Below are 25,799 nucleotides of genomic sequence, written 5' to 3'. Positions count from 1 at the left end.
CGACATGCCTCCGAAGGGAGGTGTTACTTCCAGTTGCTAATCGGGTTGCCATCTTTTCGGTTCAGGATTCGCTCGTAGGTGGAGTCAGAAGCGTTGAAACCGTCCGGCGTATGATCGATGTGCTCAGTCAGAAAATGTACTGAGCCATCCGCGAATACGAATTGAGCTCCTCCGGGGTGATTGCTGGAGAACCCTTGGCGTCCATCCTTATCGTTACAGCCATGGCCGCAAGTTGCCGTTTCATTGATATGGGGCTTGCCACCGCCGACGACGGTAATGAATCCGTTGTCGTAGTCGCCGTTAAATTCAACATCGGAATTTCCGTTGTGGCCATAGACAACGGCAGCGCCAAGCTCGACGCCGTAAAGCATCCAAGCTCGTTCGCCGATCATTGCCGTATTGCTTGAGCCGTCTGTTAAGTCACGCATGCCGACACGCGTGGTTCGGTTGCTGTTCACATCGGTTCCGGCCACGAAGATGCCGCTTGGACCGCCTGGAATACCGTCCGATCGAGCGATGTCGCCAGCCGAGTTTACGCCAATGTAGTTCGCCGTTGCCAATTCATGGTCCGGACTTCCTTGATTGATCAGGTAGTGGGAATTCAGGTCAGGGCCAGAATCAGAAGGGCAGCGAAAGCCGTTGATCGGATTCTTAAGCACGTTCAACTTCGTTGCATTGGCAACCGCGGTGTGCAAGCGATCCGGCGAGCTGGGGGCCAACGTATCGTAGGCAGCCGTCTGTTCAATTTGTGGCAAGATCAACGTTCCCCAACTCCAACTGGAATGGCTCGATTCGTTGCCACCGTTGACTTCGTGATCGTAGCTGATCGCCGGAAATGCTCCGTAGGTGTCGTGATAGTTATGCATGGCCAAACCAAGCTGCTTCAGGTTGTTTGTGCACTGCATTCGCCGAGCTGCTTCGCGAGCCTGCTGAACTGCTGGCAGCAACAAGGCGATCAAGACACCAATAATGGCAATGACCACGAGCAGTTCGACGAGAGTAAATCCACTTCGCGCGACGGTCTTCATCAGACGTACCTCTTTCATGACTACAGACAAGATTTGGGGCATACGACAAATGAAAACGTGTCAGTTATTCATCTGTCGAAGAGCCAGGAATCGCAACTGGCATGCGCACTGGCTAAAAGAATTGATGGTTATTGAGTATTTTTGCGACTAACATTCCCTGCGCCATTATCAGGTTGTCTTAGCTATGTTGGCATTTTGTCACAAGTATTGAGAAGGGTTGCGGCCGTTTTGTGTTGCGTATCTGGAATTGAAATAGGTTGCGAGGGAATTGAGAAACTATGCGTGGTATAAGCGGGTTCGGATCGGTCCGATTTGGGTAGACAATCATCCAAAACCATCTCGAAAGTACCGATAACGGTGGCGTTGGACGTGCATCCAGAGGGGAGTAAAACGGTCAACGTGGACTCTGCGCGACCAATTTCAAAGCGATCGACGTAGCTTCCTAAGAGAATGGATGCCTGATTGCGAACGTTGAGTCTTAATTCAGAGCGGCGCCCAAAAGTAACGGGCATCCGAGGAACGCCAATCCGTAAGCCAGGCGTCGAGCGATTACTCAATGAAAAAGCAGGGGTACCGAATACCCCTGCTATCCATGTCAACTAATTGCCGTGCGATCAATAGTGACGTTTTACTTTTGCAGGCCTTCCACTTTGCGGACCATTTCCAGGAACTCTTCGCGGTACGACGAGCCTGGTCCGTCGACGTTGGAGGCGACGAGTTCTTCGATTTCGGCGAAGTTGGTTTCGTTGTGGAAGTGGCTGCCGCGGAGTTTTAAGCCGAACATGGCCACGGCCGTCGCGAATTGGAAGTCGCCACTCGCTTTATTGAACTGATGGCCAGCGTCGACGACAGGGTAGGTCATCAGCGTGCTGACATCTTCTTCTGGCTGCTTGTATCGCAGCTTCAATGTCATCAGCTCATTCGAGTCGGCCGCTTCGGTTGTTTCTGGCTTCGTCTGATATTTCAGCTCGTCCACTTTGGGATCGACCGAAGCGACTTCGCTTTCACCGTTGCCAGCCGCGGGAACCACTTCGTAGAAAGCGGTGACCGTGTGACCAGCTCCGATTTCACCGGCGTCTTTCTTATCATCGTTGAAATCTTGTGCGGCCAGCAGACGATTTTCGTAACCGACCAGGCGATACGAGGCGACCTTCTTCGGATTGAACTCGATCTGAATCTTCACATCCTTGGCGATCGTCAGCAGCGTGCCGCTCATCTGTTCAACAAGCACCTTCTTGGCTTCTTTCTCGTTGTCGATGAACGAGTAGTTGCCGTTCGCTTTGTTAGAAAGCTGTTCGAGCATCGAGTCGTTGTGGTTGCCGATGCCGAAACCCATCACGCTTAGGTAGATGTTTTTCTTCGCTTGCTCGGCGGCCATGCCGACTAAACCACCGGTGCTCGTTTCGCCGACGTTGAAGTCGCCGTCAGTGCAGAGGATCACACGGTTTGTGCCACCTTGGATGAAGTTTTCCGTTGCCGTTTTATAGGCCAGCTTGATCCCTTGTCCACCATTGGTCGAACCGCCTGCTTGAAGGCGATCGAGCGCTTTCAGGATGTTCGCTTTTTCGTATCCGTAGGTTGGTTCCAGCACCATGCCGGCGGCACCTGCGTAAACAACGATTGAAACTTTGTCGTTTTCTGTCAGCTGATCGACGAGCATCTTCATGCCCTTCTTCAGCAGCGGTAGCTTGTTGGGTTGATTCATCGACCCGGAGACATCAAGCAGGAAGACCAAATTGCTCGCGGGGCGTTCTTCCGTGTTGATCTCTTTGCCCTTGATGCCGACGCGGACCAAACGATTGGTTGGGTTCCACGGACAACTGGCCACTTCCACGTTGGCAGCGAACGGGTGTTCGTCGGTGGGGGTGGCGTAGTCGTAGGTGAAGTAGTTAACAAGTTCTTCCACGCGAACCGCATCACGTGGCGGCAACGAATTGAACTGGCTCAAGTAAGAACGAATCTTCGAGTAGCTGGCTGTGTCGACGTCAATCGAGAAGGTCGACAGTGGCTGATCCGCGACGGCGATGAAGTCGTTCTCTTCGATTGGCTCGAACTTGTCGCCACCTTCTCCGGGGCCGAGTCCTTGGCCGGGCTGGTCTTGCGGAGTGTCAGCGAGGCCACCAACGCCACCAACGCCAGAGCCGGCGTTCGGGCGAAAACCAGGTTCCACTTGCATTTCGGATTGGCGAGTTAGTGACCGATTCGAGGAGGGCACAGGGTTGCTGGCAACGCGAGCGGCTGGTTCTGCCGCAGGCGCCGGCGGAGCTTCTTTTTTGGCCTCGCCAGCAAATCGTTGTCGCTTTAAGTCCATGAAATCGTTTTGCTCGGCCACTTCGGCATCCTTCAGCCCCTTTTGGAGTTGCTGAAGCTGTTTGCCTTTCTCAGCCACTTCGCCTCCTCGCATTGCACCGGCCTCGCCAGACTGAGGCTTTGATGCTTCTGCGGGAACGTCGAATTCAACGGCGTCGACCCCTTCCGTAGCGGCGCCATCCATTCCCAAGCCATACTCGTCGCTACGAACAGATTTGCCTGGGACCGGGCCCGAGGTTTCGGCTCGCATACGACGACCGCTGACGTTCCCCATTTCTTCCCCTTCAGGCGAAGTGACAGCGGGGCTCGCAGGCTCGAATTCTTCCAAAGGCTGTCGCACTAAAGATTCGTCGACCGTGCTGCCGTTAGACGTCGATTCGACGCTTCCAACCGACTTGACCGATTCGTCCATGCTGGCAACGTTGTCTGGCTGATTGCTACACCCGACGATAGAGACGCCGAGAAGCAGGGGCGTCAGGATCCACATTTTTTTCATCGTATTTGACCCGCACAATTTTCAGTTGGGAATGGCTGGTTCGTGTATCACGTTTCTGGTGAGCTCACCCAGAGAGACGAGACAGTTGGCCGCTCCGATTTGGTCAAATCTGAATTTTTTGCAAATTCTTACTACGGCTGATGTTGGGGGCACGCCCTAGCAGCCGGCGAGTTCGGCCCAGTCGATTGGGTCTAAAAACTGCTTTGCGCCGTAAGGAACGTGCGTCAGAATCGGTACGACCGTTCTTTGTTCAAGTTCCGATCGATTCGATTCGCGGCTGACGTCGCTTACGTCCGGCGAAACGTCATTCAATACGATTCCGGCGATATCGATCCCGCCGCCATAAACGCTGGCCGTCAGAAGTGTCTGCAACGTCTCGTTGATCATTCCTAGTCGATTGGCCGCGACGATCACCAGTGGTAGGCCGAAGTCCTGAGCAAGATCGGCGACGCTGTCTTCGTCCGACATTGGCGAGAGCAGCCCTCCGGCACCTTCGACAAGCAGAAAGTCGCATTCGCCGGAAGCCTGGCGATGTTTCCACAGCGAAAACTCACTTCTCAGGCGACGGGTATCGATCTCTTTTCCTTCAGCGCGAGCGGCAAGATGGGGAGCGAGCGGGGCCTTGAATGTTTGGGGGCAGATATGCTTCGTATCCCAGATTTTGCCGGTGGCTTCCCACAGCGTTTGGACATCTTCCGAGATCCATTTGCCGGCTTGTTCGACGAGTCCGCTAGCGGCAGGCTTATAAACTCCGACGCGGAGGCCCGCATTTGTAAGGCTTTGGGCAATCAATCCGGCCACGTGGGTCTTGCCGACGCCTGTATTATTTCCGGTAATGAAGAGTCCCTGTGGTGGTTTTCCATTCATAGGGGAAATAGTACCATTTTGCCAGTTCGTCTCCCAGCATCGATCAGGCCCCTAAGCAGTCAGAATTATGAGCAAACCGGAGAAGATCAACGTTGCCGTCGTACAGATGACGTGCAGCGCTAAGAAGGAAGAAAACGTCGCCAAGGCGGTCGCCAAGATTGCCGAAGCTGCCCAGCAGGGAGCGAACATCGTTTGCCTGCAAGAGCTGTTTCCCGGCCTCTACTTCTGCCAGGAAGAAGACCACATCCAATTTGAACAAGCCGAACCGATTCCTGGTCCGACAAGCGATCGCATTCAAGCGGCTGCCAAGGAGCATGGCGTCGTCGTAGTCGCGTCGTTGTTCGAGAAGCGAGCCGAAGGCGTCTATCACAATACGGCTGCGGTGTTCGATGCCGACGGCGCGTTCCTGGGCATCTATCGCAAGATGCATATCCCAGACGATCCGCACTACTACGAGAAGTTCTATTTCACGCCTGGCGATATCGGTTTCCGAACATTCGATACGAAGTTTGGCCGTGTCGGTGTGTGCATCTGCTGGGATCAATGGTTCCCCGAAGCGGCTCGTCTGACGGCGCTTACAGGCGCCCAGATTTTGGTCTATCCAACGGCGATCGGCTGGCTGCATCCCGAGAAGGAAGAGTACGGCCCCGCCCAAGTGTCGGCCTGGGAAACAATGATGCGAAGCCATGCAATCGCCAACGGCGTGTTTGTGGCGGCTCCGAATCGTGTGGGCATTGAAGAGAACATTGAGTTCTGGGGACATTCGTTCGTGGTCGATCCGACAGGGACGCTGCTGAAAGTAGCTTCGCACGATCAAGAAGAGATCATGGTCGTGGAATGCAACTTGGCTCAGATCGACTTCTCGCGGACGCATTGGCCGTTTCTGCGAGACCGCCGTATTGATGCCTACGGCGGAATCACGAAGCGATTCATCGATGGGGATATCACCTCATGAACGATCGGCTAACGCCCAAGCAGCAAGGATATCGCTGGCCGGCCGAGTGGGAACCGCACGTCGGAACGCTCTTGTCGTGGCCGCATAATCGTGAATCGTGGCCAGGCAAGTTCGAGCCAATCCCTGGGGTCTATAAGAAACTGGTGACGGCGCTCGCCGAGGTCGAGGACGTCCACATCTTGGCCGCCGCCGGCGATGTGCTGACTCAAGCCGAAGATCTTGTGGGGTACTTGCCGAACGTTTCGATCCACGCGATTCCGACCAACGATGCCTGGGCACGCGACCATGGTCCAAGCTTTTTGGAAGCCCCGTCGGGGAAACCATGGATGGCGGTCGATTGGAACTACAACGCCTGGGGTGGGAAGTATCCGCCGTGGGATGACGATCAGGCCGTACCGGAGCGGTTTGCAGAGAAGCTCGGCTTCGGACGTTTTCAGCCTGGCATTGTGATGGAAGGGGGCGCCGTCGATGGCAACGGGGCACGTCTGGTGCTTAGTACGACAGAGTGTCTGTTGAATCCCAACCGGAACCCACACCTTTCGCAGGAACAGACCGAGAAGTATCTGTGCGATTACCTTTGCGCGGAAAAGATCTTGTGGCTCGATCGCGGCATCGCTGGCGACGACACCGATGGGCACATCGATGAGCTGGCCCGATTTGTCGGTCTGGGGACGGTGGTCGCCGCGTATGAAGAAGACAAGAACGACGAGAACTACGAGGCGCTTCAGCAGAACTTCCGCGATCTTGAAGCAATGACCGACTTGAATGAACAGCCGCTGGAGGTCATTCCTTTGATGATGCCGAAAGCCAAGTATCAAGACGATCAGCGGCTTCCGGCAAGCTACTGCAATTTCTACATCGCCAACGGAATTGTCATCGTTCCGCAGTTTGGCGACGATGCTGACGACAAAGCGTGCGATACGCTGCAACAATGCTTCCCGGACCGCAAGATCGTACCGATTGAAGCGATCGATCTTGTATGGGGCTTGGGGGCTTTCCACTGCATATCGCAGCAGATTATGAAGTAGGCAATTGGCTTTCGACGAGCCATTTTCTACTATGCCAAGCGGTTGCCGTTGGCAGTTGGTTTATCGGGGACGGCCAGGGTTACCGCGCCGTCTTCGCCATAGAAGCCCGTGACAAGGACTTCGCTGCGAATAGGACCGATCTGCTTGGGAGGAAAGTTGGTAACGGCAATGATCTGTTTACCGACGAGTTCTTCTCGCGAATAGAGCTGCGTGATCTGGGCACTCGATTTTTTGATTCCCAAAGGCTCGCCGAAGTCGATCTTCAGCTTGTAGGCAGGCCGCCGAGCCTCGGGGAAGTCTTCTGCTTCAACGATCGTGCCGACGCGTAGCTCGACCGCTTCAAATTCGTTCCAGGTAATTTCGGGCATGATTAATCTAAATAGGTTTGTAGCATTTTCAGGGTCGTTTCTTTGCCTAGCTCTCGCTTACCAAACCCCGGGACGGCGCCTGCTTCGACCGCGGCAGCTTGGGCGTCCTCGTAGTTCGAGAGAAGCATGACAGGGATTTCTTTCAGCTGGTCGTCCGCTTTCATCTCTTTCAAGATGTCCATTCCGTCGGAATGATCGCGATCGAGCTTACGATTAATGACCACCAACGCGAAGGTTTGTTCGCGCAGCATTTTCAATGTATCGGTGGGCCCGTGCGATTGGAGCAATTTCGCGTCGAAGTTGCGTTCGATCAAATCTTTCAACGAACCATGGTCGTAACCACAGTTGCCTACGTCGAGAACTTGCTTAGGCATATTGATGGTTCCTTCAGAACGGGGTGAGAAAGGGAAATGCGTATGGAGGCGTTGACGTAGGATGGTTGCCGACGTCTTCGGCGGATAGCCATGTTGGACCGCTAATCCATTTCAACCGGAAGTGGACGGCGATCGATTCGGAAGCCGCATCCTACGTGCGGTAGGGGATCGGGGCGTGGCTTGCCGTTTGAATCACCACATTAGGGCATAAAAAAACGCGAGAGGGAGCTTGGCCCCTCTCGCGTCTTGGATGCCGTAAATTGCTCAGAGGTTACTCGCCGCCTTCGGTGATGGCGAAGAGATGCGTCTTATTGGCGATGTAAAGCACGCCATTGGCAACGATCGGGGTCGAGTAGACCGAGTTGCCCATGTTGATTTCCTCAAGCGGTTCGCCATCTTCTGGATCGGCCGACAGCTTGAAGACTGCCACGTCGCCATCTTCGTCACCGATGTAAACATGGTCGTTGACGATCAGGGCCGAACCCCATGCGGCGGCGAACATGTCGTACGTCCAGTTCGGCTTGCCGGTCTTGGCATTCAAGCAGTGCAGCAGACCGCTAAAGTCGGCGATGTAAAGGATGTCGTCCTTGATCGTGCAGGTACCGATGCTACGGTGCATCGTTTCCTCGAACTCGATCTTGCCGTCGCCATCTTGGTCGAACGTGGAGTAGTGCCAGATGACGGCGCTGTTCGGGTTGGGAACTGCCACTTCGCCATCTTCTTCGATGACCGCTTGAATGCGGCGATGGTCGATCGGCACACGCTGGCTGCCTTCGATCTTCATGGCCAGCTCGCTACTGACGTCGCCACGCTTGGTGGGGTCCAGGCACCAGAGGTGACCTTCGCCTTCGCCATGTTCGGGGTCCTGACCGACGGCCACGTAAACTTTGTCGTCGTAGATGACCGGCGTAGCAATGATGTTGTTGCGTGTACCGCGACCACCGAGAACCCACTTCGAGGTCTTAGGGTTGCCGTCAAACTTCCACAGCAGTTCTGGCTTGCCATCTTTGCCCTTGTCGGCTTTGAAAGAGTACACCCAGCCGTCACCGCCGGCGAAGATGACTTGAGGAACACCACCCAATTCAGCAACGGTCGGGCTCGACCATTGTCCGTGCAGGATGTTCGTGCCAGGGGACTTGTCTGTCCACAGGACTTCGCCGGTGTTCTTGTCCATGGCGATGAAGCTCGGGGCTTCGGTCGATGGAATCACGATGTGCGATTCGTCGACACCATTGGAAGTGTTCACGAACAAGACGTCGCCGAGGCAAGTCACCGAGCAACTGCACATGTTGTGCTGCGAAACGCCCAGATCCTTCATCATGTCGTAAATCCAGATCGTGTCGGCTTCCTTTTCGCCGGTGAACTCTTCCTCTTTGTAAGGCCCGTTGTTTTCGCCGTCGCGGAAACCTTCGGTGTCGAGGCAACGAACTTCGCCGCGGCTGGTAACAAACCACAGGCGTTTGCCTTCTACGTAAGGAGCACAGCAGATGCCTTGGAGTGGCCAGTCATGAACGCGGCCGGTAGGCAGCTTTTCGCTCGAGTGTTGCCAGAGGAATTCGCCGGTTGCTTCGTCGAAGCAAACCAGGCAGCCGAGATCGACTTTGGAAGGGTAGCGATCGATGTAGCCGCTACCGTTGTTGGTACCGACGAACACTTTGCCGTCCGCAACGACAGGGTTGCCGTACGATTGGCTTCCCAGCGAGGCGACCCATTTGATGTTCTCGGCATCTTCTTTCAGCCATTCACCGGTCTTGCGATCGAAGCCGCCGATTTCCCACGTGGTGGGAATATCTTTGGCGGATGGCGTGTTGTTGCGCTTCGAGTCACCGCCCCATTGAGGCCAATCCTTGGTGACTTCCGCTTTGGCTACTTCGTCCTGGGCAATGGCTCGTTCTTCCGGCATGAGGCCTGCGAGCGTCATGCCGACACAGGCCGAGCCCATGATTGCAAAGTAAGCATACGTCGATTTCATAGGTTTTATGCTCGTACGTGAGGTAGTTGGGTTGGGGGAGGAATGAAGGAGGGATTCCGAATAATTAACTATTCGGAGTCACCTTGATATTGTCCAGGAAGATTTCGCCGGTCTTCGCATTGCCGAAGAGGCCAGGGCTGCCGGTCGTGTTGGGAACGTCGTCCACGACTTCCACCATCCACTCTTCCGGTTCGGCTTCGTCCTTTTTCCAGGCTTTACCCTGGGCTTTGGCAGTGCCGTCTTCCTGGTTCGAGACCTTCAACTTGAGGTGGTACCAGGTGCCTGGTTCCAGTTTGAAGTCAACATCTTTGGCGATTCGTTGCTGTGTGATCCACGTCAACGCACGTGCCTTCGACTCGTTGCCCATCAGGATGAACTCGTACCCTTGAGCGATCAAGCCGATGTCTGGCAGCTGACCTTCAAGTTCCTGAGCCATTACGTCGGCTTCGATCGTGTAGTCGTGCAGATCGGTGTGACCCATCCACGACTGGCTTCGTGTGCCCTTAGGAATGGTCGTAATTTTGACCATCACTTTGCTGCCATCTTCTTCACGGACAACGTGACGGTAGCGGGCTCCGACCCAAGTAATCGGTGGCTCACCTTTGCCGGACTTCTCGTCGATCTTGATGCCTTCGAAGTCGAACTCCCACGGCAACGGTGGAATGATTCGCAGGCGAGCATTGCCGGTCAGATCGCCTACTTTGGCGGTGACATACGCAGGGGCGTGTGCTGCGTCTTCGTTGGCGGTCAGCTTGCCTGATTCATCAATCTTGGCAGGACCTTCGACGCTGTATTCAACTTTCTTAGCGTCTTCCACAAACTGACCACGCGAGTTGAACAGCTTCACGCGGTAGTCGACTCCCTTGCCAGGATAGATGAGCGCTTCGGCTGGAATCACTTGAGCGTGAGCTGGTTGGGGATCTTCCGAAACCGGCACTTCTTTCGACTGCTCGGGCAGACCACTGAAACCGGTTTCTTTCTTTTCGTTGCCCACGCAGTAAAGTGCCGTGGTCGTTGGGAAGTAGATACGACCCTGGGCACAAATCGGCGAGCCCAACGCGTCCCCTTCCGGCAAACGTCCTTTCGTCAGGATATCGACGCTGCCATCTTCCTCAATGCCGAGGACATAGTAGCGACCGTTTTCGGTGATCGTGTAGATCTTGCCATCCGCGTAAAGCGGGGAAGCAAACATCTTGGTACCCAGCGGAGTCTTCTTGAACAGTTCTTCGCCGGTCTGCGGATCGAGCACGAACAGCTTGGCTCGGTCGTCGATCACGTACAGCTTGTCGTTGACGTAGAGTGGTGCACTGCGGTTGCCGTTCAGCTCGACGACTTTCCACTTCTGGCCACTGACGGAGATATCGCCAGATTGCGTTGCATCGACAGCGACGACGGCACCCATGGTGTTATCGACATCGACGACGATCTTGCCATCGACTTCTTTGGGCTGAACGTTTTCTTCACCCTGGGCCATGAAGACTGTGTCGCCTTCGATGATCGGGGTGCCGTACAGACCGCGAGCAGCGAATGCAAAGCTCCAGTTGTGCTGGCCGGTACGGGGTTGAATGCTCCAGATCTTACCGTCGCCGGCTCCGATGACGTACTGCGGAATTCCGTTGACGATCTTGATGCTTGGGGCACTGTAGGTCGTGTCGTAGGGAAGAGGAGTCGTTTCGGTGAACCAGACGACTTCGCCAGTTTCCTTATTCAGACCCAGGAAGCGATGTGCCGGCTTGGCCATGTCGCCCCAGCCGATCACGATCCCACTGATGATAACGAGGTCTTCGTAAACGATCGGGAAGTTGGTACGGCCGCCATAAGTGGTCAGCATACCGAACTCTTCATGCATCTTACGCAGCCACTTCGTTTCGCCGGTGTTGGCATCGATACACTGGAAATGGCCAGCGACGCCGAGGGCAAAAACGGTGTTCGATTCTGGATCGGCAGTGACAGCCGACCAGCCAACGCGTTCGACAGGTACGTCCGAAAGATAGACGTTAAAGCGATTTTCCCAAATTGGTTCGCCCGTTTTCGCGTCGACGCAGACAACACGTTCCCCTTCGCGAGGTGTGCCTTGTTCGGCGGCGGCGAGAACGAACAACTTGCCATTCATCACCACGGGGGTGCTACGCGTTCCGAGATCTTCACTCTTCCACAAGACGTTGCTGCCTTCACCACCTTCGGGGTCCCAGCTATCCGGCAAGCCAGTGGCTCGACTGATACCGTTGAATTCAGGGCCGCGCCAGTAAAGCCAGTCCTGTGGATCGGCTTTGCTTTCCTCGCTGGAAGAAGCGGCGGTGGTGGTCTTCTTCGCTGAAGCGACTTCCGCGACAGGCTCTTCTTTCTTTTCTTCTTCTTTGGCAGGCGTTTCTGGAGCTGGTGCTTCCTGCTTGGTCATTTCTTCCGGAGGTGTCAGCTCTTCGCTGTTTTTGGCTGGCTTGGTTTCCACTTCGTCAACAAGCGTAACGCCTGGCTTTTCGTCAGGAGTCACGACCGGATTGAGCTCTTCGCTACTCTTAGCTGGCGTTACTTTGCTCGCTTCGGTGGCTGATTCGGTTTCACCGACGGGCACTTCGTCCGGGCCAGGCAGTTTGGCAGGAGAAGTCACATTCGTGCTCGGCACGGTCGTGTTGGGATTCGGGTTCAGAGTTGTATTGTTGGTCGAAGGTCGCCCTGCGGGGGGTGGCGTGCATCCAAGAGATAGGACAGCCAGACAGAGCGAGAGCGCCAACGTCGCCGTTGGCGCGAGCCGATGTGCATTGGGCCGGAACATAGGTTTCTCTAAATCGTTGGGGGGAAGGTCGAAACGCAGCTTCAAGCTTATACCTGTTTAAACGACTATGCAAGGAATCTCTGGCCTGGGAGGTCCAGGAGAGGGAGGAAAACGTTGCCGCTGCTAGCAGAGATCTAGCCGTGTTTCAGTCGTCAAAGGCGGGAAAAACAGGGCCCAATCCCATAGATATGGCTTTTAGCCGGGGCGAAAAAAGGATGGGGCTTAGTCAAACCATTCGTCGGAGGGGTCGAACTTCGGATAAACGATGTTCACGATCTTCATTTTGCCGAGGGCACGATGACGCGTTCCAGGCCGAATCATGATGCACATTCCCGGATGGACCGAGATGATCTCGTCATCCAGCTGCATCTGGGCATCTTCACCACACTCTAGAAAGAAGTACGTTTCAGTCAGTTGTTTGTGGTAATGGACTTTGGCATCGGTGGAGATCTCGGTGACGTGGATTGTCCCGGGATAGTCACTGACATCGGCCAATCCCCGCTTTGCCGTTCCACAGGGGCAGGGGACACCCGGAATATTGGCGAAGTCAACGACTTCGTATCCCTTGGTTGATGGGGTAGAGCTCATGGCGCTTCCGTTAAAACGTCCGCAGTAAGTAAAATCGGCGTGCGAATTTCCGCATATTCTACCCGCCACGTAGCCGAGGGGCCAGCGATAGCACGAGCGTTAAACTGTATCGATTGTTGGCTACTCTGACGCCATTTATGGCAAGCTGTAACGGCTGGCCGGCCGGCATAACCGTTAAGGTTTATCTGTTTTTCGTGGCAGGCAAAGTTCCCGCATCCGTAGATGTAAACCAAGTAGCTGAAATTGGTTCTGAGCGATTAAGCCTGCCTAGTCATTCCGCCGATACCGAGTGTCAGACATACCTGCACGATGTGTCTATCAAACGGAATTCCCTCTGGCGGATCATGAGGGGCTGTCGAGTTTCGATGGGGAACTTCGGGTCAAGGATTGGCTCGACGGAACTTAGACAGAGGACTGTGGGGATTATCAAGACCAAGAAACTTTGTTCAACAGGTTCGACTACACGCTCAATCTCTTGAAGCATTGTTGTCCAACCCGCCACACGGACAGCTTTCGGAGTGCGAGCAATCGCGGCGTGGTAGTCGCATACCGTGATTGTTCACGAGAGCGCCGGCCTGGCGACAAAGAGTAATGGAATTGGAAGTCCACCACTCAGAAGGAGAAATGACTCGATGAAATGGAACACTCTCTTGGCAACGCTAGTGCTCGCCTTCGTGTGTAGCCAAGCGAACGCCGCAGGACTTCTGAACCAAATGCTGGGAACCGGCTGTGGTTGCGATACGTCCTGCTGTCAAACACCGAAATGCTGCTCGCCAAAACCGCGTTGCTGCATGCCAAAGCCGACTTGCTGTGCTCCGGTTGCCGCTACTTGCTGTGCTCCGGAACCAACCTGCTGTGCACCGGAAGCTTGCTGCGATCCAGAACCTTCCTGCTGTGCTCCTGAAGCAACTTGTGCTGCACCTTCCGCTTGCGGTTGTGCAACCACCAGCTGCTGCAAGAAGAAGAAGTGCTGCACGCCTTTGAAGGACGCTCTGCACAACCTCTTCAGCTGCAAGAAGAGCTGCTGCAAGAGCAGCTGCGGATGTGCCGCTCCAGAAGCTTCGTGCTGTGCACCTGAAGCTACTTGTGCTGCTCCAGAAGCTTGCGGTTGTGACTCGGGTGCTTGCGGTTGCGAACCAACCTGTGGTGCTCCAGAAGCTTGCGGTTGTGAACCAACCTGTGGCGCTCCAGCTTGTGGTTCGTGCTGCAAGAAGCACCACCACAGCTTGTTCGCTGGCAAGTGTGGCTGCAAGAAGAGCTGCACCCCGCTGAAGGACGCCATCGCTCGTCTGTTCTGCTGCAGCAAGAAGAGCTGCTGCTCGAGCAGCTGCGGTTGCGACACCGGTTGCGGTGACGCTGGTTGTGGTTCGGCTTGCGGTTGCGGTGCAACCTACTCGGCTCCAGTCGAAGCTGGCGAACCAACCGAAGCTGACATGATGCCACCGGCTCCAGTTCCGGCTGACACCATGACCTTCGTCCCAGCTCGTCGTCGTCTGGCTTCCGCTCGCTAAGCCAAGCGATAACAGCTTGAAAACAAAAAGCCTGGTTGGGGTAACCCAGCCAGGTTTTTTTGTGCGCGCATCATAAGCTGATTTTGTATCCATCACGGATACACGGGAAAGCAGATAAACACGCCCCACTTATTCGATGCTTCGCTGCTTATCTTGGAAGGTAGTATTCCAGCTGACGCGTCTCGTCCAAGCTCCAGCGAATCAACGCGTTCACGAAGGATCCAGTTGACTCGACAAACTTGTTATGGATCGATTCCGGAAGAACGACTCTTACCGGGCGTGTCTCGGAACGTGCAATTCCTGGGAAACGCATGCCGTGGATCTCGAGGTGTGGCTCGTCACCCCACGGATCACCCATGAAATAGGCAACCACAAACGACTTATCTTCCGACACGAGGCGAAGATGGTAATTGTCGAAGTACCAGACGAAATACTCGCCAAGACACTCGAAACGTGCTCGGCCTTTCTTACGAACACCCATGACACTCTCACGATGATCCAACAAAAAAGGCTACGTCCCGAAAGACATAGCCTTTTCTTGATAGGTAATGCTGCACCAGCTTAATACTTGCCGTTCTCGCGTGGCGTATCGTCCTGATACTGCTTGCGTAGCTCTTTCAGTTTTTCATGCATCTTGGTCTGTACTTCGGCGTAATCTGGCTTGCCGTAGACGCTGTTCATTTCGTTAGGATCTTCCTGCAGATCGAACAGCTCCCATTCGCCCAGCTGATAATAGTTAATCAGCTTGTAACGTCCGTCGAACACGCCATAGTGCCGCGGTACGCTGTGCGCTCCGGGGAATTCATAGTAGTGATAATACAACGCGTCGCGCGGCCAATCTTGTGGCGTGGTGCCATCCCCTTCGAGAATCGGCAAGATGTTCAAGCCTTGCATATCTTCCGGAATGTCAACACCGGCGGCGGCCAGCATCGTTTCGGGGAAGTCGAGATTCATTACCAGCGATTCGCTGACGGTGCCGGGCTTGATATGGCCTGGCCAACGCACCATCAGGGGCGTGCGGAACGATTCTTCGTACATCCAGCGTTTGTCGAACCAGCCATGTTCGCCCAAGTAGAAACCTTGGTCGGAGGTGTAAATGACCATGGTGTTGTCGGTCAAATCGTTGTCATCCAGGTAATCGAGCACTTTGCCGACCCCTTCGTCGACCGAGTCGATGCAGCGAAGGTAATCCTTGATGTAACGCTGGAACTTCCAACGTACGAGATCTTTGCCTTCGAGCTGAGCATCTTCAAACGCTTTGTTCTTCGGGCCGTAGGCGGCGTCCCAGACTTTCTTCTGGGCTGGAGTCAGGCCTCGCTGGGGGGCAAGCTTCAAGTCATGTGGCGTCATCGTCTTCGAGATCGTCATGTCCTGATTCTTGGCACCGGAAGCACGATTGCTGTAGTCGTCCCACATCGTTTCTGGTTCAGCGAATTCAACATCGTTGTACTTATCCAAGTACTTTGGAGCCGGCATCCAGTTGCGGTGTGGTGCTTTGTGTTGATAGACAAGCAGAAACGGCTTGTTCGGATCACGTTTCTCGTCCAACCAATTGAGCGCCAAATCGGTGATGATCTCGCTCGTGTGCCCTTCATACTTCTTCGGGCCATCGCTGGTCCGCATTTGCGGATTGTAATAAGGGCCTTGGCCGCGGAGCACGTTGAAGTAGTCGAAGCCGGTCGGTTCGGTGCCCAAGTGCCATTTGCCGATCACAGCCGTTTGGTAGCCGGCCTTCTGTAGCAGCTTCGGATACGTCATCTGGCTGCCGTCGAACTTCGGCGTCTTGTTGTCGTAGAAGCCGTTCAAGTGGCTAAACTTGCCGGTCAAAATCACCGCGCGAGCCGGACCGCAAATGCTGTTGGTCACATAGCAGTGATCGAATCGCATGCCTTCTTTGGCAATGCGATCGATGTTGGGCGTTTTGTTGATGGCTCCGGGGTAAGCTGAGATTGCCTGAAACGCGTGATCATCCGACATGATGAACACGATGTTCGGTTTCTTGCCGGCCTGATCGGCGGCATTCACATCGCTGACAAGCCAGCCTAACAGCGGCAGCGCAAGTAGCAACGTTTGGAAGAGGGGACGCAAAGGTGTGGTCATGGGATCTCCATCCAAGCCAGTGGAACGGTGGGGAACGAAGTGGAATCAACCACGGCTCGTGCGCGAAACCCAAAAAGGGCGAGCCAGATCGGAGTAGATCTCTATTTTGTTAGCTGAAAAGTACCGAGTCAATTCGACGAGCGCGTAAAGCCTCCGCACGGACATCGGAATTGCTGACACTGCGCATAAAAAAAGGCCCGCCACTGAAACTCAGCGGCGGGCCTTTGAATTCGATTTATTCGTTTTCTTCCAAGGCTTCGATCAGGCTCGGATCGGCGAGACCCAGCACGCCGCGGCCTTCGATCAAGCGGTCGCTCACATCGAGGTTCAGGAACTCGATTTCAGGAACGTAGAACTTCACGGCGTCCTTCTTGGGAAGTTCTTCCAGCGGGCGAATCACGCGGAAGCCAACCATCGTGGAAGGATAGCTGGTGAACCACCATGGGCTGAGCGGAATGTTCGGATCTTCTTCTTTCCAATCCGACTCGCTGCTGCCCATCTTGGAAGCGGCACGGCAGTTCTGAGGTTCTTCGTCCCAGCCGCCACCTTTGACCATCAACAGATCAAGTTCGGTTGGCCAGACAACGGTGTCCAATGCCTTCAGCTTTTCTTTGCCAGCGAGGTGCTTGAAACCTTCGTCGCTGTACTGATCGAGAACCCATTCCCACACGTTACCGTGCATGTCGTACAGACCGTATTGGTTGGGCTTCTTCTTTTTGACCAGTTGGGGCGATTCGTCCGAGTTGCCGACGAACCAACCATACTCTTCCAGCTTTTCAGGATCGTCACCAAAGTGGTAAGCCGTTTTGGCACCACCCAGGGCAGCATATTCCCATTCTGCTTCGCTTGGCAGGCGATACTGTTGACCGGTCACACCGCTTAGCCATTTGGTGTACTGACGTGCCGAATAGTTGGTCATCGTTACGGCTGGCAGTTTAGGATCTTCGCCATACTCGTAGGTGAAGCTTGGTTCGTACAACGGAGTCGGCACGGTGATCGCGTCGATCTTGTTCTCGTCGGTAACGGCCCGAATCCCTTCCGCTTTGAAGTCTTTGAACGGTTGGTACAGTTCCATGTACGGCTGATACTGCTCCCAAGTCGTTTCGTGTTCGGCCATCCAGAAAGGACCAACTTCGACTTCGACTTCAGGAGCTTCCGCTGAAGTATGACCCGCTTCCGATTCAGGGCTACCGAGCTTGAAGGTTCCGCCGGGGACGGGAATCATCTTCAGCTTGGCTTTCGAGCCAGGAATGGAAACTTCGTAAGGCACCATGAAACCTTTATCGGTTTCTACGTAAGGGCCTGAATCAGGCTTCGTCGAACTGATGCCAGCAACTTCCGCGGCAGAAGCGGAAACGGCGATGACCGAAGCCATTGCCAATGTCAAAACAAACTTGTGCATGTGGTCTGTCTCTCTTGGTATCGAAAGGTCCCATCGTGCGCGAGGCAGGCTTTTCGCCGCGCTGCGCTTCCTTCACGTCGTCCCCTAAAGGTAGGCGGGGGGGTGACAACGAACGGTTCAGTATAGGCAAGATGACCACGCTTTACCGGCCCAATTGAGCTTAATCACTCAATTTCCCGCCCGAAGAGGGGCGAAAGTTATTTCGAGCCGGTTTCCAACTTTATGGCGATCGAATTACTGGTTGCTTCTTTCCCGTTATGCTTCGATTTTGCAACCAATCGAACGTTCTCCAAGGGCTTTGCTGGGATCCCAGAGGGAAGTGTAATTTCGATCACAAAGTCGGTTTTATCGCTGGCGATTTCGACTGGCGGAGACTTAGCTTCTTTGGGAAGGCCTTCTGCGACAATCGTGACCGCTTCCGAGAATCCACCGGCTCGGGAAATCGAGCCATTCAAGCGGATGACTGCCTCGCCGGTCAAAGCCAAGTAGACAGGCGAGCCAAGTGTCATGCGAACGGCCGGCGTTGTCGCGGACGCTTTCACTTGCTTCTGATCGTCCGAAAGAAGTTCTCCTTTGACACTCACATCCCACGCAATGTCTTTCAATTGTTGAGGTATAGAAAGCGCAAACTTCGCGACGTTTTGATCTGCTTTGAGGACAAGGTCGCCCTGCAGCTGGATCGCCTTTGACAGATCCGGTTTTCCTTTCACTTGAGGAACGACCTGAGAGGTGAGCAACGAAAAACGGACGGGCCCGTTCTGATTTTCGCCTCGCTGGATGTTCACCGAAAGTTCGGTCGTTTGACCAAGCCCCAGCGAATCAGCTACCGGCGTTTCGCTCCAACTGACCAATAGCGCCGGCTTCTCGATAATGCCGACGCCCAAATTGACTTCGTCTGGAACGACACCAAACGTGCCTGGTTCCGTTCCCACTGAGGCGACTCGTGTTATCGATCGTTCCCCGGCCGTCACGATTCCAATAACTGGGCCGACATCGGCTGTTTTGGCGTCGGCCGATGCGGTGAATGTTACCAACGCACGATCTGCTTTCGCAGGGATCTCGGCCAGCGAAGCGGTGACGCCAGCAGGCAAATGGGGAAAGTCGAGTTGGATGGGACCGTTGAAGCCACGACGAACGGCCACTACTTCCAGTACCGCGCTACCGCCGGCTGGCACATTGACCGACGGCGAACGCACATGCAGGTGAAAATCGGCGGCGTTGGCTGGCGTAATCGAAAGATCGTAAGCATTCACCGGGCCGCCAGAATGACCAATATCGTGGATCGATACTTTGACTTGGTTCACACCTTGGGGAACATCAAACAGAGCCGCAGGATCTGGCGTGTCTTTCTGATCGTCCGAACTGGCCAGCATGCCTCCGTCCGGTTTACGGATTTCCAGAACCGCATCGACCGGAGAATGAATTCGCTGGGCAAACACTTCTGCACGCAGCTTGGTACCAGGCGTCACATCTACCAGAAACTCGTCACGCTGCTTTGGCTCTGAAAGAATTCCTCGAATACCTACAGGCACAGCGCCGACGGTCATCGCGGTACCGTCCGTATCCGCGGATTCGACAACTTCGCGAGTTCCCCCATACAGAATCACCGGTAGAGGTTCGCTGAACGCATGGGCATCGTTCGCCATTAACCGGCGGGTTTCGACGAACGTCTGCGAAAGAGAATCAACAGAGTTCTGCCATGCTTCGGTTTCGTTCGGCAAACGTAGCGCCGCAGGGAAGATCGGATCGACGGAACCAGTCGTACGGATCCTCATTCGAAAGTACCCGGGCGACGCGCCTTTGAACAAAACGTCTTGCAGTTTAATCGTGTAAGGACCGTCGGCGGGAAGCTTGACTGCTACGCGAGCATCGCCCCGCAGCGTGACTTCTCGCGACGAATATGCCAGCTGAGTACCCCGTTCGTCCACAATGCTGACCAAGGGCTGTAGCTTGCTGCCGATCCTTTGAGCTTCGATATCGACGACAACCGCCTGGCCACGCTTTCCTGAAAGCGTTGTGCTGAGAAGCTGCGAGCCGGTCAGGCTTCCGTTTAATGCGATCGGCAATTCGTCAATCGTGTCGCGAAATGCCACATTCGGAAGCATATCGACGCCAAGGGTAACCGGGGCACTGATTCCGGTGGCCGTGGCAACACGCAGTCGACCAAGCCCCGGCGGCACACCTTCAGGAAGATCAATTTCGATTTCAAGTTTCTCGGCATTCGATTCCGGCAGAACGCGGATTTCCTGTGACGGGAAATCGAGATGAATTTTCGGATCTGGACCGAGCTGCTTTCCTTGCAAGCTTAGCCGCGTTGTTTGGCCGATCGTCACACCACGTAGCGAAACGTTATCGATTCGAGGGGCAGCCAACGCAATCGAGGCAAGAAGGGGAGTCAGCACGAGACTGACTAGCACTACGTAGCGCTTCATGAGATAGGTTCCTTGGTTCTGCATGGCGAGACCGCCGGCGGGAGCAGTGGGGCAGGAAAAGTTCGGACTCATTGTCCGAAACGGAACAACGGCGCGTCAAGGAAAAACGCTGCCGAAGTTCCGCGTGTGCGAGATCATGGTGTCTCGTCGAAGTGGTTCGCTAGTTGCCGAATGGATCGTCGGCAGGTGGCGTCATCTCGGGCATCGGAGCGGCGCCGAAAGGGTCGTCCGAAGGAGCTGGCGTCGCACCGAATGGATCGTCGTTTGGCGTCGTATCCGCAGGAGCAGGTGCGGCCCCGAATGGGTCGTCACTTGGCTCGGTCGTTGGGGCTGGAGCAGCACCAAAAGGATCGTCCGCAGGCGGATTCATTGGCGTTGGAGTCGTCGGAGCTGGAGCGGCACCGAACGGGTCGTTGCCGGCAGCCGGTGGAGCGGCTCCGAATGGATCGTCGGAAGGAGCATCCATTTCTGGCATCGGCTGAGCACCGAACGGATCGTCGTTGCCAGCAGGAGGTGCGTCACCAAATGGGTCAGCCCCAGGAGCTGGCTGTCCGCCGAAAGGATCGTTGCCGCCTGATGGCATCGCGTCCGATGGCATCGCGCCCGGGGGAGTCGAAGCTCCGGAAGGACCACCCATTCCAGGAACGGAAGGAACTTTCACACTGGGGATCAACGCGTCGCCGAGCGCCCCAAAAGCGGCCGTCACAGGATTCGGCTTGCTGCTTCCAGGAGCGGCTGCGCCAGCGTTGGGGGCCGGAGCGGCACCGAACGGATCGTCGTCCGCGGGAGCAGTCATCTCAGGCATCGGAGCAGCGCCAAATGGATCGTCATTCGCAGTTCCGCCTGCAGGAGCAGGGGCGGCGCCGAATGGGTCATCACTTGGTTCGGCCATGGGCGATGGAGCCGGAGCGGCACCAAACGGGTCGTCCGCAGGGGCCGTCATTTCTGGCATAGGAGCCGCGCCGAAAGGATCATCGGCTGGGGTATCCATCGGCATCGGAGCACCACCGAAAGGGTCGTTCGCTGGAGGTGCGGCACCAAATGGATCGGCAGGTGCTTCCGTGGTTGGCATCGGACGAGCAGGTTCCGGAGCAGCACCAAAAGGATCGGCCGGAGCTGGATTCTCAGGCGTTTCCGTCGGAGCGGCGCTACCGAAAGGATCTTGCGTCATTTCCGGACCGTCAGCAGGTGTTTCAGGAGCCGGTGCCGGAGTGGGTGGCGTTACCGTCGCGGCGCCAGGGGAACCGAAGGGATCGGTTTCGTCTTCGGCAGGAACGTCGACAGGAACATCGGTCGTTGCACGCTGCTGACGATTTCGCAGCACCTGATCTTCGGCCCGCTTAAGTTCTTCGTAGATGGCTCGATCGCGTTCTTTCTTTTGCAGGTACATCTCGGCACGAACTTTGGCGCGGTAATCTTCCAGCATCAAACGTTCTGCGCCTTGGACGCGTTCCAGCGATTTGCCGACAGGGTAGACCTGGCTTCGATCAAGTTCCAGCTGTGCACCCTTGGTGAAATCGGCTTTTGCTTCGTCCTCGTTGCCCATCTTGGCGTTGGCCAGGCCAAGGAAGTAGTAGACGCGTGGATCGGTGGTGCCTTCATCGACGACGGCACCGAGCAGCTTTTGCGCTTCCAGGTAGTCGCCGCGGTTGTAAGCGTGCACGCCTCGGCCGTAAAGGTCGAGAAGAACCGTGTCTTGCGCGGCTGCCTCCTGGGTCGTACATACCGTGAGAAACAGAGTCAGGCAGGACAAAATTCCGCAGGCGATAACGTTCCTCGTCATCAAATAAAACTCCCTGGGTACCGATCGGTTGGCAGCGCTCGAAGGGCGCAAGTGTTAATAAGACTTGTTTGGGAAGTGGACGTGCTCGTGGAGATCTTGTGGGCCGGCGAAGCCTTTCACCCGACAAAATGACTGGCATTTCGTCCTTCGTCCATGAAGAGAACCCGAGACGGCTAGGAATCAGCGGCTCAGGCAGCATTGAAACCGTCCCTGGAACGGGGACCACGGCTTTCCGGTATCGTAGTTGGCATTTCATCGGATTGCAAGTTTCGACCGTGATCCCGCCCATTTGGGGTAAGTTCCCGAGCGGTGAGGACTTGCGGCGTGTCGAGTCATGTTAAGATGAGCACTGACTCGCGGACGAATCCTCACCTTCAGTCTATCTCAAGGCAGCTCTTGTCATGGCAAAAAATGTCCTCGGAACCGATCTGCAAGATTGCAGCCACGACCCTTTAACCGGATTTTTCCGGGATGGTTGCTGTAATACTGGGGCGGAAGATATGGGACTGCACATCGTCTGTAGCGAGGTCACCGAAGAGTTTCTGGCGTTCTCCAAGCGCGTAGGAAACGACCTCTCTACGCCCCATCCCGAGTTTGGCTTCCCTGGACTTAAACCGGGTAACCGCTGGTGTTTATGTGCACTTCGCTGGAAAGAAGCCTTTGAAGCTGGGGTGGCCCCGGCGGTGGTTCTGGAGTCGACCCATATCTCGACGCTCGAGTTCATCGACTTGGAAGATCTGCAGCGTCATTCGGTCGAACCGTAAGTTTCGCTAAGTTCCTGGGGAAAAAGGCTTTATCTCGTTTCGATCGCTGCTACAGTGCAAGGAAGTGAATTCCCTGCGTTCGGACCAACTTTGCCTGAAAGGTTTCCCTCATGCACCGCTTGGCTATAGCTGCGATTTGTGCCGTAACTTTGGCTGCGACAACAGCTTATGCAGAGGCAGCGCCGCCTGACTTAAGCGGAACGTACCGCTGCGTCGGGACGTCCGATCAAGGAACGAAGTACACCGGTCAGGTACAGATCAAGAAAGTTCGCAAGGGCTATCAAATAACTTGGGTGGTCGGCAAAACGAAGTATTCTGGGATCGGTTTCGTCGACGAAGACCGTTTCAGCGTCGCTTGGACCGTCAAAACTCAGAACGGAACCGCCATAGGGGTGGTGCTCTATAAGATCAAAGAGAATGGATCTTTAGAAGGCAAATGGACCGATCCGTCACTCAACGGGGTGTACGACGAAACGTTAGTGCCGATTCGCGAAGAGCGTGTTATCTGACCGGCAAGCCTTCAAACGTGGGGCGAAACAGCGAACGGCTATTCGTCCCGGGCCAATCGGATCGAGGGGGACTTGGGAGCGTGAATGCGTTGGTACCATTCTTTCCAAGCCGAAATGTTGTAGCCAAAGTCTTGTCCGTCGCATAACTCGATGAGCGCTAAGTGGACGCCCTGATTCTGAACGCGGACGGTATCGTAAGCGTTGCGGCTGCGGCCTAAGAATTCTGGCAGCGTCAGCATGCGGTACGACTCTTTCGGGCCAACGACATCAAACCGATCGGTTGGCTGCTGCGCCGTATAGAAATAGGTATACCGCGTGGAATGGGATGCGAGATGCTGCGTTTGCAACGCGTCGGCCAGCGGATAGACGGCCGTCGGATAGTTCAACTTGGCCAGCACGAACGCGGTTCGATTGACGATGGTGTTGTCGTAGCTCTTCAGCAAGTTCGCGAAGAATTCGACCATGTGCGGGTCACGATGCCGTAGCACGACATGCACACACTTCTCGCGGTAAAGCACGTTGTTTTGAAAGACCGCGTTCTCCATGAGAAACCGTCGAGCGACAGGGCTGTCGATTTGCCCCAGCGTTTCTAAGTACAAAAACGCAAGATTCGGATCAGGCTCGTTGCCCAGCAATTGAATCAATCCTTCGATCGCGCTAGGGTCGTTCAGTTCCGAGAAGTCAATCTGAACCTCAGGAGCCGGATTGCTGCCGAGCTGCTTTCTCCAGCGATCGAGCCGCGTTTTCCAGTCGATTACCTTTTGCTTCTGTTGTTCTTTGGCGACAAGCAGGGCGGCCTGTTGCATGGTCATCCAGCGGCCATCGAAGCGGACGTACCCACGCTCTGACAAGATCTCTGCGCGACTTACCCATTGGCCATCGCGGCGTTCAAATCCCAACGCTTTTCGCGCCGGAAGATAGTTCGGGTCGAGCTCAAGGACTCGCCATGCATGCCGCTGAAAAGGGAACTCAAGCCCCTGGTTCCGGCACCACTTGGCAAGTTTCCATTGATCACCGACCGAGTCGGCAAAGTTGGCGGCGTAATCGAAGTACTCGTCTTCGGTAACTTTGGGCGTTTCGGTTCGCTCGACTTGATGTTCGGCCAATACGACGGATCCGACCCCTTCCACGATCAGCTCGACGTTGCCTTGCCCGGCGAGTTCCGACTGATGATGCACGGCCGCTTCGACTTGCCCCCCATTGGCGAGCATCACCACTTGGGCATTGGCGCAAAGGGGTAGCCCCAGCAGGCCCAAGAAACTCGCAATGATAGCACTCCGGTGCAAGAAACCGCGCTCCGTGAAATAGAAAGGACAAGCACCTTTCAGGATAGGCACTGATAGCACGAACGACAACGATTTCTCCTCGAATTGATATGGAATCGCTCACATGGTTTGAGCTATTGTCTGCCACCCCGCGTTACGCGCGGGTCACGGAAGCAATGGTTATGTGAGGAGAATCACACGGTGAAACGGACGAGTGCCTTGCTGTTGGCAGTAATCGCTGGTGCCGGCGCTTGGTTCTTTTTTCAGAACTATCGCATCGAAGGGATTGATAACCTGGTGGTCGTTCCGCGCGATGCGGCTACGGCGAAACCAGCTGCTCCGGCTGGCGATCCGATGGTGGCCGTCCCTGCGATGGCGCGTAAGCAAGATTCCATTCGCATTGCATCCTTCAACATCCAAGTCTTCGGCACTGCGAAGATGGAAAAGCCGGAAGTCATGTCGCGCTTGGCCGAAATCATTCGGCAGTTCGACGTGGTCGCCATTCAAGAGATCCGCGCCACCGATCAAAGTATCATTCCTCGCTTCGTCGAAATGATCAACGCGGCTGGACGGCACTACGACTACGTCATCGGTCCGCGGCTTGGCCGAACATCCAGCAAAGAACAGTTCGCCTACATCTTCGACACGGCCAGTCTGCAAGTCGACCGTTCGCAAGTCTACACGGTGGAAGACCCCATGGATGTCTTGCATCGCGAACCGCTTGTGGCGTGGTTTCGCGTGCGTGGGCCAGATCCCAGCCAGGCGTTCACTTTCAGCCTGGTCAACGTGCATGTCGATCCCGACGAAGTCGAACAAGAGATGAACGTGATGGACGACGTCTTCCGAGCCGTGCGTGACGATGCTCGCGGCGAAGACGACGTGATCCTGCTGGGCGACTTTAACGCCAACGAATCGCAGATCGGCCAATTGGCAACCATTCCAGGAATTACCTGGGCGATCAGTGGAGTGACAACGAATACCCGCGGAACGAAGCTGTACGACAATCTCTTCATGCAGCGTAGCGCCACCAGCGAATACACGGGACGGAGTGGTGTGTACGACTTCCTGCGGCAGTTCAATCTAACACTCGACGAAGGCCTGGAGGTCTCCGACCATCTTCCCGTTTGGGCCGAGTTCAGTATCTATGAAGGGGGCGCGCCGAGTGCTCCTGTCGCCGCGGTACCGAGCGAGAAGCGATAACACCCGTTTCTCGCCGTTCTCCTCCCAGGGGCGGTTATCGACCAGCCCTAGTGACGGTTCCCATAGCGGAATCG

General features: G+C 55.3%; 20 protein-coding genes. 6 read left to right on the top strand and 14 right to left on the bottom strand.

The genetic code is table 11. The annotated features are described in order from the left end of the window. Window positions 1-23: 23 nt before the first annotated feature. From LA756_RS16625 to bioD, 3 genes are all read right to left on the bottom strand, one after another. Window positions 24-1,028 carry a DUF1559 domain-containing protein gene (locus LA756_RS16625; RefSeq protein ID WP_224435842.1) on the bottom strand — a complete coding sequence of 335 codons (1,005 nt, stop codon included), beginning with the start codon at window positions 1,026-1,028 and terminating at the stop codon, window positions 24-26. A 628-nt stretch (window positions 1,029-1,656) separates the two neighbouring features. Beyond that, window positions 1,657-3,834: a VWA domain-containing protein gene (locus LA756_RS16620; RefSeq protein ID WP_224435841.1), complete on the bottom strand. Its 2,178-nt coding sequence runs from the start codon at window positions 3,832-3,834 to the stop codon at window positions 1,657-1,659. Window positions 3,835-3,990: 156 nt separating this feature from the next. Next, window positions 3,991-4,701, bottom strand: coding sequence for a dethiobiotin synthase (gene bioD / locus LA756_RS16615; protein WP_224435840.1), 711 nt, complete (start codon window positions 4,699-4,701; stop codon window positions 3,991-3,993). A 67-nt stretch (window positions 4,702-4,768) separates the two neighbouring features. On the opposite strand from bioD, the gene LA756_RS16610 reads away from it, so the two are divergent. Both LA756_RS16610 and LA756_RS16605 read left to right on the top strand, forming a co-directional pair. Beyond that, window positions 4,769-5,656 (top strand): carbon-nitrogen hydrolase, encoded by an 888-nt coding sequence (locus LA756_RS16610; RefSeq protein WP_224435839.1) that lies wholly within the window; start codon window positions 4,769-4,771, stop codon window positions 5,654-5,656. Further along, window positions 5,653-6,684 (top strand): agmatine/peptidylarginine deiminase, encoded by a 1,032-nt coding sequence (locus LA756_RS16605; protein ID WP_224435838.1) that lies wholly within the window; start codon window positions 5,653-5,655, stop codon window positions 6,682-6,684. The genes LA756_RS16610 and LA756_RS16605 overlap by 4 nt, the downstream gene beginning before the upstream one ends. A 29-nt stretch (window positions 6,685-6,713) precedes the next feature. Here the strand turns inward: LA756_RS16605 and LA756_RS16600 are convergent, their stop codons facing one another. The 5 genes from LA756_RS16600 to LA756_RS16580 form a co-directional block, all read right to left on the bottom strand. Further along, on the bottom strand, window positions 6,714-7,052 hold the full coding sequence (locus tag LA756_RS16600) for a tRNA-binding protein (protein WP_224435837.1): 339 nt from the start codon (window positions 7,050-7,052) through the stop codon (window positions 6,714-6,716). A 2-nt stretch (window positions 7,053-7,054) separates the two neighbouring features. After that, window positions 7,055-7,426, bottom strand: a complete 372-nt coding sequence (locus LA756_RS16595) for a response regulator (protein WP_224435836.1) — start codon at window positions 7,424-7,426, stop codon at window positions 7,055-7,057. Between the two features lie 271 nt (window positions 7,427-7,697). Then, window positions 7,698-9,398, bottom strand: a complete 1,701-nt coding sequence (locus LA756_RS16590; protein WP_224435835.1) for a PQQ-binding-like beta-propeller repeat protein — start codon at window positions 9,396-9,398, stop codon at window positions 7,698-7,700. A 64-nt stretch (window positions 9,399-9,462) separates the two neighbouring features. Beyond that, window positions 9,463-12,171, bottom strand: a complete 2,709-nt coding sequence (locus LA756_RS16585) for a PQQ-binding-like beta-propeller repeat protein (RefSeq protein WP_224435834.1) — start codon at window positions 12,169-12,171, stop codon at window positions 9,463-9,465. A 222-nt stretch (window positions 12,172-12,393) separates the two neighbouring features. Then, a complete protein-coding gene (locus tag LA756_RS16580; RefSeq protein WP_224435833.1) occupies window positions 12,394-12,759 on the bottom strand; it encodes a cupin domain-containing protein in 366 nt (121 codons plus the stop codon). Window positions 12,760-13,391: 632 nt separating this feature from the next. On the opposite strand from LA756_RS16580, the gene LA756_RS16575 reads away from it, so the two are divergent. Beyond that, window positions 13,392-14,270 carry a hypothetical protein gene (locus tag LA756_RS16575; protein WP_224435832.1) on the top strand — a complete coding sequence of 293 codons (879 nt, stop codon included), beginning with the start codon at window positions 13,392-13,394 and terminating at the stop codon, window positions 14,268-14,270. Window positions 14,271-14,418: 148 nt separating this feature from the next. On the opposite strand, the gene LA756_RS16570 is transcribed toward LA756_RS16575, so the two are convergent. The 5 genes from LA756_RS16570 to LA756_RS16550 form a co-directional block, all read right to left on the bottom strand. Continuing rightward, window positions 14,419-14,751: a hypothetical protein gene (locus tag LA756_RS16570; protein WP_224435831.1), complete on the bottom strand. Its 333-nt coding sequence runs from the start codon at window positions 14,749-14,751 to the stop codon at window positions 14,419-14,421. 80 nt (window positions 14,752-14,831) lie between these two features. Further along, the gene (locus LA756_RS16565; RefSeq protein WP_224435830.1) at window positions 14,832-16,370 is read right to left on the bottom strand and encodes a sulfatase; all 1,539 of its coding nucleotides are present in this window, start codon (window positions 16,368-16,370) and stop codon (window positions 14,832-14,834) included. 235 nt (window positions 16,371-16,605) lie between these two features. After that, a complete protein-coding gene (locus tag LA756_RS16560; protein ID WP_224435829.1) occupies window positions 16,606-17,772 on the bottom strand; it encodes an SUMF1/EgtB/PvdO family nonheme iron enzyme in 1,167 nt (388 codons plus the stop codon). 197 nt (window positions 17,773-17,969) lie between these two features. Next, window positions 17,970-20,204, bottom strand: a complete 2,235-nt coding sequence (locus LA756_RS16555) for a hypothetical protein (RefSeq protein WP_224435828.1) — start codon at window positions 20,202-20,204, stop codon at window positions 17,970-17,972. A gap of 160 nt (window positions 20,205-20,364) precedes the next feature. Further along, window positions 20,365-21,987, bottom strand: a complete 1,623-nt coding sequence (locus LA756_RS16550) for a tetratricopeptide repeat protein (RefSeq protein WP_224435827.1) — start codon at window positions 21,985-21,987, stop codon at window positions 20,365-20,367. A gap of 401 nt (window positions 21,988-22,388) precedes the next feature. On the opposite strand from LA756_RS16550, the gene LA756_RS16545 reads away from it, so the two are divergent. Then, the gene (locus LA756_RS16545) at window positions 22,389-22,751 is read left to right on the top strand and encodes a DUF2237 family protein (protein WP_224435826.1); all 363 of its coding nucleotides are present in this window, start codon (window positions 22,389-22,391) and stop codon (window positions 22,749-22,751) included. Window positions 22,752-22,861: 110 nt separating this feature from the next. Continuing rightward, window positions 22,862-23,260 carry a hypothetical protein gene (locus LA756_RS16540; protein ID WP_224435825.1) on the top strand — a complete coding sequence of 133 codons (399 nt, stop codon included), beginning with the start codon at window positions 22,862-22,864 and terminating at the stop codon, window positions 23,258-23,260. Window positions 23,261-23,298: 38 nt separating this feature from the next. On the opposite strand, the gene LA756_RS16535 is transcribed toward LA756_RS16540, so the two are convergent. Further along, on the bottom strand, window positions 23,299-24,546 hold the full coding sequence (locus tag LA756_RS16535; protein WP_224435824.1) for a HEAT repeat domain-containing protein: 1,248 nt from the start codon (window positions 24,544-24,546) through the stop codon (window positions 23,299-23,301). Between the two features lie 180 nt (window positions 24,547-24,726). Between LA756_RS16535 and LA756_RS16530 the strand changes: the two genes are divergently transcribed. After that, window positions 24,727-25,725, top strand: coding sequence for an endonuclease/exonuclease/phosphatase family protein (locus tag LA756_RS16530; RefSeq protein WP_224435823.1), 999 nt, complete (start codon window positions 24,727-24,729; stop codon window positions 25,723-25,725). The last annotated feature ends 74 nt before the right edge of the window (window positions 25,726-25,799 follow it).

The sequence above is a fragment of the Bremerella sp. TYQ1 genome (assembly GCF_020150455.1).
Taxonomy (GTDB): domain Bacteria; phylum Planctomycetota; class Planctomycetia; order Pirellulales; family Pirellulaceae; genus Bremerella; species Bremerella volcania_A.
The sequence above is the reverse complement of the archived record's forward strand: the minus strand, read 5'-3'. Positions and strand labels throughout refer to the sequence as shown.